General features: G+C 64.0%; 17 protein-coding genes. 4 read left to right on the forward strand and 13 right to left on the reverse strand.

Translation table 11 applies throughout. The features are described from left to right. Nucleotides 1–62: 62 nt before the first annotated feature. The 6 genes from MGEO_RS11315 to MGEO_RS11340 form a co-directional block, all read right to left on the reverse strand. Nucleotides 63–1,232 carry a molybdopterin molybdotransferase MoeA gene (locus MGEO_RS11315; RefSeq protein ID WP_085637386.1) on the reverse strand — a complete coding sequence of 390 codons (1,170 nt, stop codon included), beginning with the start codon at nt 1,230–1,232 and terminating at the stop codon, nt 63–65. Next, the gene (gene moaC / locus MGEO_RS11320; RefSeq protein WP_085637389.1) at nt 1,229–1,705 is read right to left on the reverse strand and encodes a cyclic pyranopterin monophosphate synthase MoaC; all 477 of its coding nucleotides are present in this window, start codon (nt 1,703–1,705) and stop codon (nt 1,229–1,231) included. Before moaC ends, MGEO_RS11315 begins: the two co-directional genes overlap by 4 nt. Continuing rightward, complete coding sequence (gene trpC / locus MGEO_RS11325; RefSeq protein WP_085637392.1) at nt 1,702–2,505, reverse strand: indole-3-glycerol phosphate synthase TrpC; 804 nt, start codon at nt 2,503–2,505, stop codon at nt 1,702–1,704. Before trpC ends, moaC begins: the two co-directional genes overlap by 4 nt. Continuing rightward, the gene (locus MGEO_RS11330) at nt 2,502–3,149 is read right to left on the reverse strand and encodes a uracil-DNA glycosylase (RefSeq protein WP_170102904.1); all 648 of its coding nucleotides are present in this window, start codon (nt 3,147–3,149) and stop codon (nt 2,502–2,504) included. Before MGEO_RS11330 ends, trpC begins: the two co-directional genes overlap by 4 nt. A gap of 118 nt (nt 3,150–3,267) precedes the next feature. Next, complete coding sequence (gene trpD / locus MGEO_RS11335) at nt 3,268–4,284, reverse strand: anthranilate phosphoribosyltransferase (protein WP_085637395.1); 1,017 nt, start codon at nt 4,282–4,284, stop codon at nt 3,268–3,270. Next, nucleotides 4,281–4,862, reverse strand: a complete 582-nt coding sequence (locus tag MGEO_RS11340; RefSeq protein ID WP_085637398.1) for an anthranilate synthase component II — start codon at nt 4,860–4,862, stop codon at nt 4,281–4,283. Before MGEO_RS11340 ends, trpD begins: the two co-directional genes overlap by 4 nt. 151 nt (nt 4,863–5,013) lie before the next feature. On the opposite strand from MGEO_RS11340, the gene MGEO_RS11345 reads away from it, so the two are divergent. Next, a complete protein-coding gene (locus MGEO_RS11345) occupies nt 5,014–6,741 on the forward strand; it encodes a divergent polysaccharide deacetylase family protein (protein WP_085637400.1) in 1,728 nt (575 codons plus the stop codon). A gap of 46 nt (nt 6,742–6,787) precedes the next feature. Here the strand turns inward: MGEO_RS11345 and MGEO_RS11350 are convergent, their stop codons facing one another. The 3 genes from MGEO_RS11350 to MGEO_RS11360 form a co-directional block, all read right to left on the reverse strand. Continuing rightward, nucleotides 6,788–7,441, reverse strand: a complete 654-nt coding sequence (locus MGEO_RS11350; protein WP_233139852.1) for a DUF1638 domain-containing protein — start codon at nt 7,439–7,441, stop codon at nt 6,788–6,790. Continuing rightward, on the reverse strand, nt 7,413–7,586 hold the full coding sequence (locus tag MGEO_RS21565) for a hypothetical protein (protein WP_170102903.1): 174 nt from the start codon (nt 7,584–7,586) through the stop codon (nt 7,413–7,415). The genes MGEO_RS11350 and MGEO_RS21565 overlap by 29 nt, the downstream gene beginning before the upstream one ends. 95 nt (nt 7,587–7,681) lie before the next feature. Beyond that, on the reverse strand, nt 7,682–8,386 hold the full coding sequence (locus MGEO_RS11360; RefSeq protein ID WP_085637409.1) for a corrinoid protein: 705 nt from the start codon (nt 8,384–8,386) through the stop codon (nt 7,682–7,684). A 183-nt stretch (nt 8,387–8,569) separates the two neighbouring features. Here MGEO_RS11360 and MGEO_RS11365 point away from each other — a divergent pair, with 183 nt between their 5' ends. Next, complete coding sequence (locus tag MGEO_RS11365; RefSeq protein ID WP_085637481.1) at nt 8,570–9,655, forward strand: PA0069 family radical SAM protein; 1,086 nt, start codon at nt 8,570–8,572, stop codon at nt 9,653–9,655. 85 nt (nt 9,656–9,740) lie between these two features. Here the strand turns inward: MGEO_RS11365 and bmt are convergent, their stop codons facing one another. Together bmt and MGEO_RS11375 are read right to left on the reverse strand one after the other, a co-directional pair. Next, the gene (gene bmt / locus MGEO_RS11370; RefSeq protein WP_085637484.1) at nt 9,741–10,757 is read right to left on the reverse strand and encodes a betaine--homocysteine S-methyltransferase; all 1,017 of its coding nucleotides are present in this window, start codon (nt 10,755–10,757) and stop codon (nt 9,741–9,743) included. A 150-nt stretch (nt 10,758–10,907) separates the two neighbouring features. Continuing rightward, nucleotides 10,908–12,116 (reverse strand): bifunctional alpha/beta hydrolase/OsmC family protein, encoded by a 1,209-nt coding sequence (locus MGEO_RS11375; RefSeq protein ID WP_085637412.1) that lies wholly within the window; start codon nt 12,114–12,116, stop codon nt 10,908–10,910. 118 nt (nt 12,117–12,234) lie between these two features. Between MGEO_RS11375 and MGEO_RS11380 the strand changes: the two genes are divergently transcribed. Then, nucleotides 12,235–13,098 carry an endonuclease/exonuclease/phosphatase family protein gene (locus MGEO_RS11380; RefSeq protein WP_211297945.1) on the forward strand — a complete coding sequence of 288 codons (864 nt, stop codon included), beginning with the start codon at nt 12,235–12,237 and terminating at the stop codon, nt 13,096–13,098. On the opposite strand, the gene dddP is transcribed toward MGEO_RS11380, so the two are convergent. Continuing rightward, the gene (dddP, locus tag MGEO_RS11385) at nt 13,095–14,441 is read right to left on the reverse strand and encodes a dimethylsulfonioproprionate lyase DddP (RefSeq protein ID WP_085637487.1); all 1,347 of its coding nucleotides are present in this window, start codon (nt 14,439–14,441) and stop codon (nt 13,095–13,097) included. The genes MGEO_RS11380 and dddP overlap by 4 nt on opposite strands. 161 nt (nt 14,442–14,602) lie before the next feature. Here dddP and MGEO_RS11390 point away from each other — a divergent pair, with 161 nt between their 5' ends. Then, complete coding sequence (locus MGEO_RS11390; protein WP_085637417.1) at nt 14,603–15,349, forward strand: heme-dependent oxidative N-demethylase family protein; 747 nt, start codon at nt 14,603–14,605, stop codon at nt 15,347–15,349. On the opposite strand, the gene MGEO_RS11395 is transcribed toward MGEO_RS11390, so the two are convergent. After that, nucleotides 15,346–16,161, reverse strand: coding sequence for a lytic murein transglycosylase (locus MGEO_RS11395; RefSeq protein ID WP_085637420.1), 816 nt, complete (start codon nt 16,159–16,161; stop codon nt 15,346–15,348). The genes MGEO_RS11390 and MGEO_RS11395 overlap by 4 nt on opposite strands. Nucleotides 16,162–16,230: the final 69 nt, after the last annotated feature.

A 16,230-nucleotide genomic window follows, 5' to 3' on the forward strand; every position in this document is an offset into this window, starting at 1 on the left:
TCACTGTTTGTTCTATGGATGTTCCTGTTTTGTGTCAAGAATCCGTTAAGAACGGTGTGATTTCAGCGAAGCGGCAGGTACTCCACGGTCTCACCGGCGGCGCGTGGCCCGTCATTCGGCGCCCGCACGATCAGCGCATCGGCCTTCCCCAGAATGCTGAGAAGCGAACTGTCCTGCGACCCAAACGCCACCAGACCGCCATTCTCGAACCGTGCCCGCATGTAGTGCTCGCGCGGCCCGTTGGGTGTAAGCGGTTCAGACAGAACGCCGGTCCGTCGCGGCGCGGGCTGAGCGGGTAAGCCCAGCATCGCCCGCACAACAGGGGCGACAAACACATGTCCGCAGACCATCGCCGACACCGGATTGCCCGGCAGGCCGATCATCATCGCCTCGCCAAAGCGCCCGGCCATGAGCGGTTTGCCGGGGCGCATCGCAACCTTGTAAAAGCTCTGATCAAAGCCCAGCTGCGGCGCAAGATTGGCCACCACGTCATGGTCGCCCACCGACGCGCCGCCAATCGTCACGATCAGATCGCTGCCCCGGGCCAGTTCAAAGGCGGTTTTCAGCGACGGCTCGTTGTCCCGCGCAATCGGCAAAAGCCGCGGCTCGGCCCCCAGATCGCGCATCAGCGCATGCAGGCCAAAGGTGTTCGACGCGATGATCTGATCGGGGCCGGGGGTCTCACCGGGCATCACCAATTCGTCCCCGGTCGAGATCAATGCCACCACCGGCCGCCGCGCGACCGGCACCTCAGCAATGTTCATCGACGCCAGAAGCGCAATGTCGTTGGAGCCCAGAACCCGCCCCGCGCTGACCGTATCGCCAACCCTGAAGTCGCCCCCGGCGGGACGGATGTGATCGTTGTCCTCAGGGGAGTCCCCGATGGTGATCCAGTCGCCATCGCGGGTGACATCTTCCTGGATGACCACCGCAGTCGCCCCGTCAGGGACCGGCGCACCGGTAAAGATCCGCACCGCTTCGCCGGATTTGACCGTTTGGTAAAATCCGTGCCCCGCAGCGGACTCCCCGATCATCCTGAGTTTCAGCCCCGGTGCCACTTCAGTCACCGCGTAGCCATCCATGGCCGACCCATCGAACGGCGGTTGGTTCCGCGTCGCCGCCACATCCCGCGCCAGCACGCGCCCGTGTGCCTGCAACAGCGGCACGGTCTCGACCCCTAGCGGCCGGGCAAGCGCAAAAAGCTGATCCAGAGCCTCAGCGACCGAGATCATGTCGCCTCGTACCGCCCGGACTTGCCCCCGTCCTTGAGCATCACCCGAATGCCGGTGATCTCCATCGCCTTGTCCACGGCTTTTGCCATGTCATAGACCGTCAACGCCGCCGTCGATACAGCGGTGAGCGCTTCCATCTCGACCCCGGTCTGCCCGGTGGTCTTGACCGTTGCCTCGATCCGCAGACCCGGCAAGTCGGGTGCAGGTGTCAGTTCCACCGCAACCTTGGTCACCGGCAGGGGGTGGCAGAGCGGGATCAGATCGGGCGTCTTCTTCGCGCCCATGATCCCCGCAAGCCGTGCCACGCCGATCACGTCGCCTTTCTTGGCCCGACCTTCGGTGATGATGTCAAAGGTCTCCTGTGCCATGCGGATATAGCCCTCGGCCACCGCCACCCGCGATGTGACGGCCTTGTCCGACACATCGACCATATGGGCATCGCCCTTGGCGTCGAAATGGGTCAGCCCGCTCATGCCGCCACCGGATCGGCGAGCAGCGTGCGCGTGGCCGCCGTCACATCCGCCTGACGCATCAGGCTTTCGCCGATGAGGAAACTGCGCGCACCGCAGGACGCCATGTCGGCCAGATCCGCCGGGGTGAACAAACCCGATTCCGAGATCAGCATCCGATCGGTCGGCACATGCTTCGACAGTTCGCGCGTTGTCTCAAGAGTGGTCTCGAAGGTTTTGAGATTACGGTTGTTTACACCGATCAGAGGGGATTTCAGTGCCAATGCCCGATCAAGCTCCTCACGGTCATGCACCTCGATCAGCGCGTCCATGCCCCATGCGAAGGCCGCGTCTTCCAGTTCCGCCGCCTGCGCGTCGGACACGCTGGCCATGATGATCAGGATGCAGTCCGCATGCAGGCTGCGCGCTTCGGCCACCTGATAGGTGTCGTACATGAAATCCTTGCGCAGCGCCGGCAGCGACGTCGCCTGCCGCGCCGCCACCAGATAGGATTTGTCGCCCTGAAAACTGGGGGTGTCGGTCAACACCGACAGACAGGTCGCGCCCCCGGCCTCATACGCCTGTGCAAGCGTGGCAGGTTCGAAATCGGCGCGGATCAGTCCCTTGGAGGGCGAGGCCTTTTTGACCTCGGCAATCAGCCCGTAGCCGGTGGTCTGAGCCACGCGCAGCGCCGCTCCGAAGGGGCGCACCGGATCAGCCGCCCGTGCAGCCTCTTCCACAGCCGACAGCGGCACGCGGGCCTTGTCGGCGGCCACTTCCTCAAGCTTGTAGGCCTTGATCTTGTCGAGAATGGTTGCGCTCATGGGTCCGTCCAGTTGATCGGCTGTTGACCCTGTTCTTTAAGCCACGCGTTCACGGTGGAAAAGGGGCGCGAGCCGAAAAACCCGCGCCGGGCCGAAAGCGGTGAGGGATGGGCGCTTTCGAGAACCAGATGCCCATGCCCGGCAAGACGCGGCGCATGGGCCCGCGCATCATTGCCCCAAAGCACAAAGGCGCGTGGCCGGTCCGAAAGCGCCTCCAACACCTGAGGCACCAGTTTCTGCCAGCCAAGCCGCCGATGCCCCCGCGCGTCCCCGGCCGGAACGGTCAGCACATCGTTCAACAGCAACACGCCCTGATCGGCCCAGAAACGCAGGTCGCCATTGGGCGGCACATCGCCAAACTCGCTGTGCAGCTCCTTGAAGATATTGCCCAATGATCGGGGCAGGGGGCGCAAATCCGGTGCCACGGAAAACGCCAACCCATGTGCATGGCCGGGCGTCGGATAGGGATCCTGCCCGAGGATGACCACCCGCACATCGTCAGGCGCACAGGCCTCCAGCGCCGCAAACACCAGAGGCGCGGGGGGCAGAACAACACGGGTCTCATTGGCGACTACAGCCGCGATCCCCGGCAAACTCTCCGCAAAAAACGGCAAATGCCGCCATGCATCAGGCGGGGTCAACATGCGACGCCCCTGCTTCTCTGTTTCGAAAATACCTCGGGGTCTGGGGCAGAGCCCCAGGATTTTCCGTCGACGGAAAATCGACGATGCGTCGACGCATCGTCCAACCCCCGAACGGAGATCACGCCGCTTGAGTGACCCGCGCCAAAGCTTCGACCTTGGCCTTGGCCGCGCCGCTGTCGATGCTCTCGGCGGCCATCTCTACCCCGACCCTGAGGTCGGCTGCCTTATCCGCCACCACCAGCGCCGCCGCCGCATTCAGCAGCACAGCATCGCGGTAGGCGTTTTTGGCCCCGTCCAGCAGATCGCGGAACGCCTGCGCGTTTTCCGCCGGTGTGCCGCCAAGAATGTCGCGGAAGGGGTGGACCGGCAGGCCCGCATCCTCGGGATGCACCTCGCGGCCCCGGATCTTTCCATCCTCCAGCACCGCCACCTGCGTGGGGGCCGAGATCGAGATCTCGTCCGTGCCGTCGCCGCCATGCACCAGCCAGGCCTTTTCCGACCCCAGTTCCTTCAGCGTTTCCGCCATCGGGAAGATCAGGTCGATGGCAAAGGCGCCGGTCAATTGCCGCTTGACCCCAGCCGGGTTGGTGAGCGGGCCAAGGATGTTGAAGATGGTTTTCGACCCCAACTCCTGCCGCACCGGCATCACATGCTTCATCGCCGGATGGTGCATCGGGGCCATCATGAAGCCGATCCCGACCTCGGCAATGGCACGTTCCACCACCTCGGGCGACACCATCACATTGATGCCCATCTCGGTCAGCGCATCCGCCGATCCGGATTTCGACGACAGGTTGCGGTTGCCGTGTTTGGCCACCGGCACTCCAGCGCCCGCCACGACGAAAGCCGTCGCGGTCGAGATGTTGAGCGTGCCCATGCCGTCACCCCCGGTGCCGACGATGTCCATCGCACCTTCGGGCGCTTTTACCGCCGTGCATTTGGCGCGCATCACCGCCGCGGCGGCCGCGTATTCCGACACCGCCTCGCCGCGTGCGCGCAGCGCCATCAGCAAACCGCCCATCTGAGCCGGGGTCGCTTCGCCGTCGAACAGCAGTTCGAACGCCTGTTCGGCCTGCGACCGGCTCAGCGGGCCTTCAGAGGCAGCGTAGATCAGGGGCTTCATCGCGTCGCTCATGCGGGAACCTTCAGTTCGTTGACAAAATTCTTCAGCAGCGCGTGCCCGTGTTCCGAGGCAATGCTTTCGGGGTGGAACTGCACACCGTGCATCGGCAAGTCGCGGTGGCTCAGCCCCATCACGGTGCCGTCTTCCAACCAGGCCGTCACCTCGAGACAGTTCGGGATCGTGTCCTTGTCCACCACCAGCGAGTGATAGCGTGTCGCCTCAAAAGGTGACGGCAGACCGGCAAACACACCTTTGCCTGCGTGGTGCATCAGACCCATCTTGCCATGCACAATCTCGGAATGGCGCACCACCGACCCGCCAAAGGCCTGACCCAATGTCTGGTGCCCGAGGCACACGCCCATCAGGGGCATCCCGGTTTCGGCGGCGGCAAGGGTCAACGGCAGGCAGATGCCCGCCTGATCTGGGTCACAGGGGCCGGGTGACAGCAGGATGCCCGAGGGGTTCAGCCCCATCGCGTCCTGCACGGTGAGCGCATCATTGCGCACCACCTTCACGTCGGTTCCAAGTTCGCCCAGATAATGCACGAGGTTGTAGGTAAAGCTGTCGTAATTGTCGATGAGCAGCAGCATGGGTGTTTCTTCTCAGTCGGGGCTGGCGGGGCAGGGGGCAATCGCGGTATACATGCGCAGGCCGACCAAGGCGCGTCAAGGGCGCGGGTCATACAACCGGCACGCGCGAGATGCCGGGCACAGTTGCGAGGGCAAGGCGAGGGCAGGAAACATGGCACGAGGGTTTTTGTCAGGGGCCATCTGGGGGACTGTGCTGTCGGTCGGCGGCTTGGGGGCCGTGTCGGTTCTGACCCCGGGACCCGAGGACGGGGTGCAGCCCCGGACAGAGCCGGTTGTGGCTGAGGCCGACAACGCTGTCGATACGTCAGCACCCGAGGCTGAGGCGACCGAGCCGCCTGCGACGTCGGACACGACAGCTGCGACAGGGCCCGAGACTGACACCGAACCGATGACGGATGCTGCACCCGAGGCGCAGCCGGAGCCGTCCCCGGACCCGCAGCCCCAGCCTGCGCCAGAGAGCACGGAAACGGATGCCACCGAACCCGAGGTGGAAACGGCTCCGGACGCGGACACGGCGGAGGCATCGATACCAGCGCAGGAACCCGCCGTTCCCGGCCGCCGTCCGAGTGATGAAGCGGCTGTGACGGCAACAGCAGAGTCGCCGGACCTTGCGTCGCCCGATCCGTCGCAGGACGCCACACCCGCCGACACCGCCGCCGCGCCTATGCCTGCACCCGATACGGGAGACGACATCGCCGCGCTGGATGCGCCGGACGCTCCCGACGCCCCGGCGGCACCTGTCGCGCCGGGTGCGGATGCGTCGCCCGATGCAGCGCCGGCACCGACGCTTCAGACACCCGAAAGCGAAACCGGGCTGAATGTCTCGACCGAACCGGCGCAACCTCCGGCGCCTTCGGTGCCGGAAGGGGACTCACCGCTGGTGCCAGACCCCGAGACACCCGCCGAACCCGACCCGACACCCGAGCCCGATGACACTGCATCGCCCGAGACGGGCAGCGCGGACGCAGAAGGCGCGGACCAGTCCGACCGTCCGCAGGTGCGCCGCCTTGTGCCTGACGCGGCAGAGGAGCAGCCCCGGACCGACGACACCACAGCGGCACTTCAGCGCCCGACAATCGGTCGTCCGGCCGGCTCGATCATTGACCGGAATGCCGCAAACGGGTCGCGGCTTCCGTCCATCGGGACCGCTGAACAGGAGGAGGACACCGCACCACAGGCAGCGCCAACCGCCGACAGCAGCCTGCCTCCGCTCGAGCGCTATGCGGCAGATGTGCAGATCGATCCCGCATTGCCGAAAATGTCCATCGTGATGATTGACGATGGAACGGGGCCACTTGGTCCGGATACGCTCGATTCCTTCCCGTTCCCGGTGACATTTGCGCTGGATCCCGGTCACCCCGACGCCGCCGCGCGGATGCAGGGCTATCGGGCCTTGGGCTATGAGGTGGCGGTTCTCGTCGATCTGCCCGACGCCGCGCAGCCTGCGGATGTCGAACAGATCCTCGCCGGAGCCACTGCGGCCGTACCGGAATCGGTTGCGCTGATCGAAGCGCCGGGCGGACCTTTGCAGGGCGGGCGTGATGTGACCGAACAGGCCACGCGCTTTGCCGCCGACAGCGGTCACGGCCTTGTCTTTGTGCCGAACGGCCTGAACACCGCCCAGGCGATTGCCCGCCGCGAGAATGTTCCGGCGGTCAGCATATTGCGCGATTTCGATGGTGAAGGGCAGGATGCCCGGACCAAACGACGGTTCCTCGACGGGGCTGCCTTCCGCGCGCGGCAGGATGGATCGGTGGTGATGCTGGGACGTCTGACACCGGACACGCTGTCGGCGCTCCTGCTCTGGAGCCTGCAGGACAGGGCCTCGAGCGTGGCCATGGTTCCGGTCTCGACAATCCTGCGCGAGTCTTCGGACTGAGGCCCGGACGCGTCGACGCGTCCGGGGGTTTCCGTCGACGGAAACCCTACACCTGTGCCCAATCCGTCAGATGGCGTTCCAGATCGCCGTAGCCGGTAAAGCGCCGTTCAAATCGCAGTCCCAGACGCGCAGCGCAGGCGCGCGCCCGTTCGGTCAGTGCCGGATCGTCGGTCTGTGCCTGATAGACCAGTGTCTCGTAATGTCCGAAATACATGTCCCGCAGGTCCGGATGCCGGTCCAGTCCCAACGGTTTCCAGACAAAGGCATCGAACTGGCGCACAAGGAAATCCGTCAGGTAGAAGGCGGTAATTTCATCGCGCTTGGCAAACGCGGTGTTGCCTTCGAAAAAGCTGTAGCAATGCGGCCCGGCGATCATCTGCACACCCATCTCGGCGCAGGCGCTCTCAAGCTGGCCTCCGGTGCCGCAGTCACCATAGGCGATGTAGATGTCGTCGTAACGATCGCGATGCTTCTGAACCGTCTCGCGCACGGCGGCGGTGATCCTGTCGGGGTGATTGTGCAGAATCGCGGGCAGGCAGGTCAGATCGAGATGGGTCCAGCCGTGCAGATCGCGCAGATCGATGATCTCGCGCGCCAATGCACCACAGGCTACGATCAGCACCCGGCCGGAACCGCGCGCTTCAAGACCCGCATCTGTCAGGGTTGTGTCGTCAGGCAGGCTCGTCATCGCCGGGGACATGCGCCAGACCCCAGCGCGCCAGAAGCCCCAGAGCAATCAGCGCGGGCAGGACCTTGAGGATGCCGAATTGCGCCATGGCCCAGACCGTCAGGCCGGACGCCGCAATCACGGCCAAGATCATGGATACGAAGGTGGTCACTGGCATGTTGATCTCCTTGTTCCAAAAATATGGGGCAGTTTGATCGATATGAAAAGGCCCCGCCGAAGGGCGAGGCCAAAAAAGCGCAAATTCGCGCAAAATCATCCAGCGGCCAGCTGATTGTGTTTCCGTCCGACAAAGGTCTTTGCGGTTTCCACCGCCACGGCTGCGTCACGGCAATAGGCGTCTGCGCCAATGGCCTTGCCGAATTCCTCGTTGAGCGGCGCGCCGCCCACCAGAACGATGTAGTCGTCGCGGATGCCTTTCTCGACCATCGTGTCGATCACGACCTTCATGTAGGGCATGGTGGTGGTGAGCAGCGCGGACATCCCGAGAATATCGGGCTCTTCCGCTTCCAGCGCTTCCAGATAGCTTTCCACCGGGTTGTTGATTCCCAGATCGACCACCTCGAACCCGGCGCCTTCCATCATCATCGAGACGAGGTTCTTGCCGATGTCGTGAATGTCGCCCTTGACGGTGCCGATCACCATCTTGCCGACACGCGGCGCACCGGTTTCCGCCAGCAGCGGCTTGAGAATGGCCATGCCACCCTTCATCGCGTTGGCCGCAAGAAGCACTTCCGGAACGAAGAGGATACCGTCGCGGAAATCGTTGCCGACGATGGTCATCCCGCCGACAAGCGCCTTGGTCAGGATGTCGTAGGGCTGCCATCCGCGCTCCAGCAGGATCTGCACGCCTTCTTCGATCTCGTCCTTCAGACCGTCATACAGGTCGTCGAACATCTGTTCGACCAGTTCCTCGTCGTTCAGTTCCGACAGGATGATATCGTCTTCTTCGTCAGCCATAGATGTCACTCCAGACGCCGGCGTCGCCGCCGGGCATTGTTTTTCCGACTATTCGTGGTTTTCCGACACGCTCACTTGGTGAAATCCGACATGCGCGCGAACGCAACCGACGCAGGGTGTCCTGCGGAAGACCGAATGCACGCCACGCTTGTGGATGTTCTCTTTTCGTTCTATCTTCACGCAATGACCCAATCGGACCGATATGTACCACCCGAGCAACGGCGCGGGCGCGGTGCCCTGAGCCGGGACACCGGTCGTTTTGAACGCCACCGTCGCGTCGACGTGGCCGATGGTTGGGACATTGAAGAAGAGATGCCGGCGCTGCGCACCGAGGTGACCGAGGAGCGTCCGAGAAGCCTGATCAACTACGTGTCCTCGCCGGACCTCTCCTTCGACCGCACCATCAACCCCTACCGGGGGTGCGAACATGGCTGCATCTACTGCTTTGCGCGACCGACCCATGCCTGGCTTGGCCTGTCGCCGGGGCTCGATTTCGAAACACGGCTGGTGGCGCGGCCCGACGCGGCCGATGTGCTCGAGCGCGAATTGCGCGCGCGGCGCTATCAGATCGCGCCGGTTGCCATCGGTACCAATACCGACCCTTACCAACCGATCGAACGGGATCGCCAGATCATGCGCGCGTGCCTCGAAGTTCTGCGCGCCTTCCGGCATCCGGTGATGATTGCGACCAAGGGCACCCTGATCGAACGGGATATCGATATCCTGTCGGACATGGCGGCGCAGAACCTTGTGCGGGTCGGCATCACGATCACGACGCTGGACGCGGAGCTCAACCGCCGGATGGAGCCGCGGGTGCCCAGCCCGACCCGTCGGCTGGCGACGATCCGCCGGCTGACGGACGCGGGCATCCCGGTGCGCGTGATGCTGTCGCCCGTCGTGCCGGGCCTGACCGATTCCGAGATCGAGCCGATTCTGTCTGCCGCCCGCGACGCCGGCGCGCGCGCCGCCACTTGGGCAATGCTGCGCCTGCCGCTGGAGGTAGCCCCGCTGTGGGAGGCCTGGCTGGACGAGCATTACCCCGACCGGAAATCCCGCGTGATGTCCAAGCTGCGCGAAATGCATGGCGGCAAGGTCTATGATGCCCAGTTCTTCAAACGGGTGCGCGGCGAGGGGGCTTATGCCGCCCTCATTGCGCAACGCTTCACGAAAGCGCGCAGACGGCTTGGGCTTGACGGTGATCTGCAGCCCCTCGACTGCGGCCTGTTTCAACGGCCACCCCGTGCCGGAGACCAGCTCAGTCTGTTTTGACCCGGGACAGGGTCCGGGCAAAGAGATCACACATGTCCTCAGGTTTGTACTGGGTGGGGTCAACATGGCGTTACGGACAAACCGCTCAGGCGCGGCGGCGTCCGCGCCGTTCGCGTTTGGGCGCGCCGCTCTGATCGCCAGTGCCATCGCTGTCCGAGCTGAACGGGCCGATCTCGGCCACGATCTGCTCAAGCGTCGGCGCGTCGCCCTTCGGGGTGGTCTCCAGCGCTTCGCGCATGGCGCGCAGATGCACCGGCATTGTGCCGCAGCAGCCGCCGATGATCTTGGCGCCCGCGTTGCGCGCCAGAACCGCGTAGCGGGCCATCAGCTCGGGTGTGCCATCGTAATGGATGTGGCCATCGACATATTTCGGGATGCCTGCATTGCCCTTGGCGATGATCGCCCGTTCGGTCCCCGTGGCGGCGAAACCCAGCACCGTGCGCAGAAGATCGGACGCACCGGTTCCGCAATTGGCGCCGAAGGTCAGCGGCGGATTGGGCAGCGACTCGACAAGCTCCACCATGGCTGACGAGGTGACCCCCATCATCGTGCGGCCCGCCGTGTCGAAACTCATGGTGCCACACCACGGCATGTCGGCCCGGGCAAAGGCTTCGGCCGCAGCGCGGAATTCCTCCGGCGCGCTGATGGTTTCGACCCAGGCCACGTCGGCGCCGCCTTCCTTGAGGCCCTCCACCTGTTCATGGAACATCTCGACCGCATCCGCGTGCGACAGCGCGCCCACCGGCTCCATGATTTCGCCTGTTGGGCCAACGGACCCCGCGACGATCACCGTGCGGCCTGCCGCGTCCGCGATCTCCCGGGCGATCTCGGCCCCGATGCGCGACAGCTCGCGCGCCCGGTGGCCGGCATTGTGCAGCTTCAGACGCGAGGCGTTCGCGCCGAACGTGTTGGTCAGGAACAGATCGCTGCCCGCCTCGACCGCGCCGCGATAGAGCGCGCGGATGTTGTCGGGTTTGGTCTCGTTCCAGAACTCCGGCGGATCGCCGCTTTCCAGCCCCATGTTGAACAGATTGGTCCCGGTCGCGCCATCGGCCAGAAGCCAATCGCGTTGGGAAAGAAGGTCGTGCAAGGGGTTGGTCATGACAGGCCCGCTGATCAGGAGAGTTGCGCCTGCCTGACACATCGGCGCTGTTGAGACAAATTCATAATTCTCAAGACCATTATGAACCGGGCGCAGGGCGATCCGCAGACGGATCGCCGGAAACGCGTTGACGCGTTTTCAGCGCGGGTCCTAGACCAGTTCCGTTTCCACCCGGCTAGACGCCTCGAGCGTCTTGTGAACAGGGCATTTGTCCGCGATCTCCAGCAGTTTCTGCCGCTGTTCGGTGGTCAGGTCGCCGGTGACGGTGATCCTGCGGCGGAAGAGATCGATATTTCCGGCCGCTGGCGTGCCCGCATCCTGCGCGTGGACCTTGTCGTGGCTGACATCCACCGACACATGCGTCAGCGGCCAGCCCTTGCGTCGGGCATACATGCGCAGCGTCATCGACGTACAGGCCCCAAGCCCGGCAGCAAGCAGCCCATAGGGCGACAGCCCGCGATTGGTGCCGCCATAGGCCAGCGGTTCATCCGCCAAAAGGTGATGCGGTCCGGACTGAACATCCTGAAGAAACCGGGTCGGGTCGGCCTCGGACACGCGGATTATGCCCTCTGGCGCACCGATGGGGGGCGCAGGCGGTGTCAGGTGCAGGTAGCGGCCGGCCCAGGCCGCGATCACTTCGGCGGCGTATTCCGCATCGCGCGGCTCGGTGATCAGGTGGTCTGCATCATCCAGTGTCACAAAGCTCTTGGGATGACGCGCGGCGGTAAAGATGTTGGTGGCGTTTTCGATTCCCACCACGGCATCGCGCGGGGCATGCATGACCAGAAGGGCCGCTTTCAGCCCCCGGATCGCCGGAGCCAGCGCCTGCGCTGTCACGTCCTCAACAAAGGCTTTGCCGATGGTAAACGGGCGCCCACCCAGATCGACCGTGGCCTGACCGCGTGTATCGATGTCCTCGAGCGCGTCAGCGAAATTGTGGGTCACATGGCCCGGATCGAACGGCGCGCCAATCGTCACCACCGCTTTGATTCCCGCCATCTCACCGGCAGCGCGCAGCACCGCAGCGCCTCCAAGCGAATGACCGATCAGCAGGCTCGGAGCCATTCCGCGCCCGGTCAGATACTCTGCCGCCGCCCGCAGGTCGCCCACATTCGAGGAAAAGGTCGTATTGGCGAATTCGCCTTTCGAATGGCCGAGGCCCGTGAAATCAAACCGCAGTACCGCGATTCCCATCGAGGCCAGACGCGCGGCGATCCGCCGTGCGGCCGGAATGTCCTTGGAACAGGTGAAGCAATGCGCAAAAAGGGCGGTGGCCAGATGTGGACCATCGGGCAGGTCGAGACGCGCGGCAAGCGGATCTCCGGAATGGCCGGGAAAGGTGATGCGTTCGGTGGTCATGGGTCAGGTCCTTGGGGCCGGGGCAGGGCGCCCTTTGGCGGTTATCGGTGTTGCGAGTGTGGGGCCGTGGCCCCTTGCGCAAGCATTGTGTCGGGAGCGTCACGGGATGGTGAGAGCGATGCCATGGATGGTGAGTATTGTTGCACTCGGCCTCGGAGCCGGATTTTTCGGCAGCTTTGCCGGAGCGCTGCACCCCGCGGGTGACAGCCTCGCCGTGTTTCGAATCCCGATTGCGGTGGTCTTTGCGATCTGGGTGATCTGGTCGAACTGGCCCGCGTGGCTGCGCTGGTCGGTGGCGGTGCTGTGCATCGCCGCCATGGTGCAGATCGTGGCACAGAAATACGTATCACATCCGTCCGGGCCCGTGTCCGTCTACCAGAAGAACCTTCTGTTCCAGAATGATCAGGTGGCGGCACTTGCGGCCGATATCCGCGCCGCCGATCCAGATATCGTCACGCTTCAGGAACTGACCTCGCGCAGTGCGCCGCTGGTGCGCGATCTGCGGGCGGAGTACCCCTATCAGGCCAGCTGTGCGCTGGTTGAATGGGCGCGTGTCGCCATCCTGTCGCGATGGCCGGTCGAGGGCGAGCTATGTCTTGAAAATCAGGGACTTGTCGGTGTTCAGGTGGCCTCGCCGGAGGGAACGTTCTGGGCGGTCAGCCTGCACGCGTTCTGGCCCTGGCCGCACGGACAGGCGCGCCAGCTCGAGCGCATCCTGCCGGTCTTGGCCGAACTCGAGGATCCGGTGGTGATCGGCGGGGATTTCAACATGGTTCCATGGTCCCACGCGCTGCGCAGCCTGTCCGCAAGCACCGGAACGCATCGCGCCGGGCCACTCTTTCCGACGCTGCGCAAACTTGGCGCACCGCTTCCGATCGATCATGTCTATGCACCCGGAGGTGGCGAGGCGAGACTGCGCCCGCTGCTCGGGTCCGACCACAGCGGGGTATTGGCGCGGGTGTTTGTCTTTGATCCGACCTAGGCGGTCAGCCCCATCAGCGCCGCATCGAACGGATACCTGGTCAGGTTCTCGTAGCCGGTCTCGGTGATCAGAACCTGATCTTCCAGTTTGATCGAGAAGTCGCCGCCAACCTCGCCCACCAGAACTTCAACGCAAAGCGTCATGCCGGGCTCCAGCGGATAGTCGAACGCTCCGGGAACCTCCTGATCCGGATAGGCGACAAGAGGCCACTCGTCGCACAGGCCGACACCGTGCATGAGGCAGCCGTATTTCTGCGCCTGATATTTCTCGTGCAGCACATGGGTGTTGGCGGTCAGTTCGGGAATCGTCACGCCGGGTCTGAGCATCTCCATATTGGTCATGATGTGCTCATGGGAATGTTTCATCGCGTCGATCATATCGGGGCGCGGGGGCCGATCTCCGATCCACCACGTCCGGCTGATGTCGGTGCAGATGCCATAGCTGCCCACCAGATCGGTGTCGAAAGCGACGATCTCGTTGTTCTGCACGATCCGTCCGCCGCATTCCTGAAACCACGGATTGGTGCGTGGCCCGGAGGTCAGCAGGCGGGTTTCGATCCATTCGCCGCCCCGTCGGATGTTTTCGGCATGCAGGACGGCCCAGATGTCGTCCTCGGACACGGCTCCACCGGGTACATGCGTCCGGGCGAAGCGCTCCATTTCGGTCATAGCCACTTCGCAGGCATGAACGGAGCAGCGCATCGCTTTGATCTCGTCCGGCCCTTTGACCGAGCGGGATTTCTCGGTGACCTCTTCCCCTTCCATGATCTCCAGGCCCTGCGCCTCGAGCGCGCGCAGCCCGTGAATCATGATCTTGTCCACCGCCAGCCGCCTGTTGCCCGGCGCATGTTCGGCCAGAAGCGCGCGCACTTCGTTCGAGAAGACGTCGGCAGCCACGTCAACCTTATCGCCCCGGTCGAAATAGAACAGGTCCGCGCCGGACCGCGCTTCGCGCACCAGCGGGTTGAACTGCGACAGGAAGGGCGAGTTCTTGTAGTCCCAGATCACCATGTAGCCATCGGCGCACAGCAGCACCGCGCGGAACGGGTTATGCGTGTTCCAAAGCTGCATGTTCGTGCTGTCGGTGGCATAGCGGATGTTCAACGGGTCGAACATGAGCAGCCCGGCATAATCGCGATCCACGATATGCTGCGTCAGCCGTGCCCAGCGGTAGCGGCGCATTTCCTGAAGGTCGGGCAGCTCCAGACCCGCTGCGGCCCATTCGGCATAAGCCAGCTGCGTCGGGCCGATCTCGACCCGGTTCTGGTCGTTGGGCGTGTTGTCGCCCGTGGTGGCCCCACGGGTCGGGTCGATTTTTCGCGTGTCGCGGAAATGGGTGTTCATGGCGTTGTCTCCTGCGCCGATGCTGAACAGGAAACGATGGTCAAACGCGCCGATTTGCGACCATGTCCGGCGGGGGATTTGACGTTTTTGGCTTTGCTGCAACTGCATGTCGCTGGATCGGGTCTCTTTCGCGTCCCGCGCCCTTGGGCTAATCAGGCCGTATGATCCTGCAACGCTCTTTGCCTTACGACGTCTCTGCACCTCGGATGCTGCCGGGTGTTTCTCCGCTGGGGGACGCACCGTGGTTTCTTGTGGATGACGCCTATGGCGCGCAGATGGCGGAACGCCTGCGCCTGATGTCTGAACACCGCGCGGATGTGATCGCCACCGCGCAGCCGGACCCGGAGACGCTCGACAGGATGATGGATGCGGTGCTGGCGCATTTGCCACCGGGTTTCGACCTGAGCGGAGCCACCGTGACCTGCCCGGATGGCCGCCGAGTCGGGATTGACCGGAAGGATCCGTTCGGGACACTGGGCCAGATCCTTCAGGACGATGTCTGCCTGCTTGAGAAGCGCGGAGACGAGCACGTTCTGACTGGGGCCGTTCTCTGTTTCCCGGCAAGCTGGCGGCTCTCGGAAAAGATCGGACACCCGCTGACGCATATCCATGTCCCGGTGAAAAGCTACACGGATGACATCGCCCGCCGGGTTCAGCGCCTGTTCGACGGGGTGCGTCCGGGTCGCCCGATCTGGCGGTTCAACGCGCTTTGGTACGAAGACCCGAAGCTGCACCAGCCGCGCTCCGAGACCTCGCCACGACCTGTGACCGAGGCCGGTCAGACGCCGTATCTGCGCAGCGAACGTCAGGTGATCTGGCGCCTGCCAGACAGCGATGCGGTGCTGTTTACGATTCACACCTTCGTGCTGGCCCGGAAAGACGTTCCGGGCACAGCAGAGGTGGCTTAGCTTCCGGCGCGCTGGGCGGAATAGACGATGGCGCGCAGGTAGTTGCCGCTGTCATTCCAGACCGACAACACATTGAAATTGCGCGTGCCTTCGCCAAACGGCTGCCCCGCCTGCCAGCCATTGCGGCGCAGCATGTTGGCGGCGGTGGCCAGCGCATCGACGGCGTCATACGGATCGGCGCGGCCATCGCCGTTGCCATCGACGCGGTATTTCAGCCAGTTGCCCGCAAGAAACTGCATGTGGCCCAGTTCGCCCGATGGGCCGCCCTTGGTCGCCGGGGACAGAATTCCCGCATCGACCATCTGAAGCGCCGCGATCGCATGAGGTTCAAAGCGCGGGTGCCGGCGGCAGTAGGATGACAGCGTCACAGCGCCATCGACCACAGAGGTGCCGCCCAGATAGCCGCCCCAGCTTGTCTCAAGCCCCCAGATCGTCGCAAGAATCCCGGCGGGCACGCCGTAATTCCGTTCGATCGAGGAAAATGTGTTGGGGTTGCGCGCAATCTTGTTGCGGGTCTGCGCGATGAAATTCTCCGCTGTGCTGCCCGACCGCTTGGCCAGGAACTTTGCGGGATCACCCTGAAGCGTGCCGGTCTGATTGCCCGGATTGGATTCGAATTTCCACGTGATGTTCGACAACCGTGCGTTCTGCAGAGCCGACAGGCCGCGTTGTCCAATGCCTGCCGCCGCAGCTTCGCGGGCCAGCGTTTGCTTGTACTGATCGAACGCGCCTTTGCTGGTGATACATTCTGCCGAGAGGGCGGGGAAGGCTGCACATATCGACATACAGGCAGCAGCAATGAGACGACGCATCAAGAAACACTCCAACAGTTGAACTGGCGGAACGTTAACAAACGTGTCGGGATCGGCAAGCGAGAACGC

Source organism: Marivita geojedonensis, assembly GCF_002115805.1.
In the GTDB taxonomy this organism is placed as follows: domain Bacteria; phylum Pseudomonadota; class Alphaproteobacteria; order Rhodobacterales; family Rhodobacteraceae; genus Marivita; species Marivita geojedonensis.

Coding starts and splice junctions, on each gene's coding strand:
- MGEO_RS11315 (WP_085637386.1), bottom strand. CDS start 1,232: ATGATCTCGGTCGCTGAGGCTCTGGATCAGCTTTTTGCGCTTGCCCGG.
- moaC (WP_085637389.1), bottom strand. CDS start 1,705: ATGAGCGGGCTGACCCATTTCGACGCCAAGGGCGATGCCCATATGGTC.
- trpC (WP_085637392.1), bottom strand. CDS start 2,505: ATGAGCGCAACCATTCTCGACAAGATCAAGGCCTACAAGCTTGAGGAA.
- MGEO_RS11330 (WP_170102904.1), bottom strand. CDS start 3,149: ATGTTGACCCCGCCTGATGCATGGCGGCATTTGCCGTTTTTTGCGGAG.
- trpD (WP_085637395.1), bottom strand. CDS start 4,284: ATGAGCGACGCGATGAAGCCCCTGATCTACGCTGCCTCTGAAGGCCCG.
- MGEO_RS11340 (WP_085637398.1), bottom strand. CDS start 4,862: ATGCTGCTGCTCATCGACAATTACGACAGCTTTACCTACAACCTCGTG.
- MGEO_RS11345 (WP_085637400.1), top strand. CDS start 5,014: ATGGCACGAGGGTTTTTGTCAGGGGCCATCTGGGGGACTGTGCTGTCG.
- MGEO_RS11350 (WP_233139852.1), bottom strand. CDS start 7,441: ATGTCCCCGGCGATGACGAGCCTGCCTGACGACACAACCCTGACAGAT.
- MGEO_RS21565 (WP_170102903.1), bottom strand. CDS start 7,586: ATGCCAGTGACCACCTTCGTATCCATGATCTTGGCCGTGATTGCGGCG.
- MGEO_RS11360 (WP_085637409.1), bottom strand. CDS start 8,386: ATGGCTGACGAAGAAGACGATATCATCCTGTCGGAACTGAACGACGAG.
- MGEO_RS11365 (WP_085637481.1), top strand. CDS start 8,570: ATGACCCAATCGGACCGATATGTACCACCCGAGCAACGGCGCGGGCGC.
- bmt (WP_085637484.1), bottom strand. CDS start 10,757: ATGACCAACCCCTTGCACGACCTTCTTTCCCAACGCGATTGGCTTCTG.
- MGEO_RS11375 (WP_085637412.1), bottom strand. CDS start 12,116: ATGACCACCGAACGCATCACCTTTCCCGGCCATTCCGGAGATCCGCTT.
- MGEO_RS11380 (WP_211297945.1), top strand. CDS start 12,235: ATGCCATGGATGGTGAGTATTGTTGCACTCGGCCTCGGAGCCGGATTT.
- dddP (WP_085637487.1), bottom strand. CDS start 14,441: ATGAACACCCATTTCCGCGACACGCGAAAAATCGACCCGACCCGTGGG.
- MGEO_RS11390 (WP_085637417.1), top strand. CDS start 14,603: ATGATCCTGCAACGCTCTTTGCCTTACGACGTCTCTGCACCTCGGATG.
- MGEO_RS11395 (WP_085637420.1), bottom strand. CDS start 16,161: ATGCGTCGTCTCATTGCTGCTGCCTGTATGTCGATATGTGCAGCCTTC.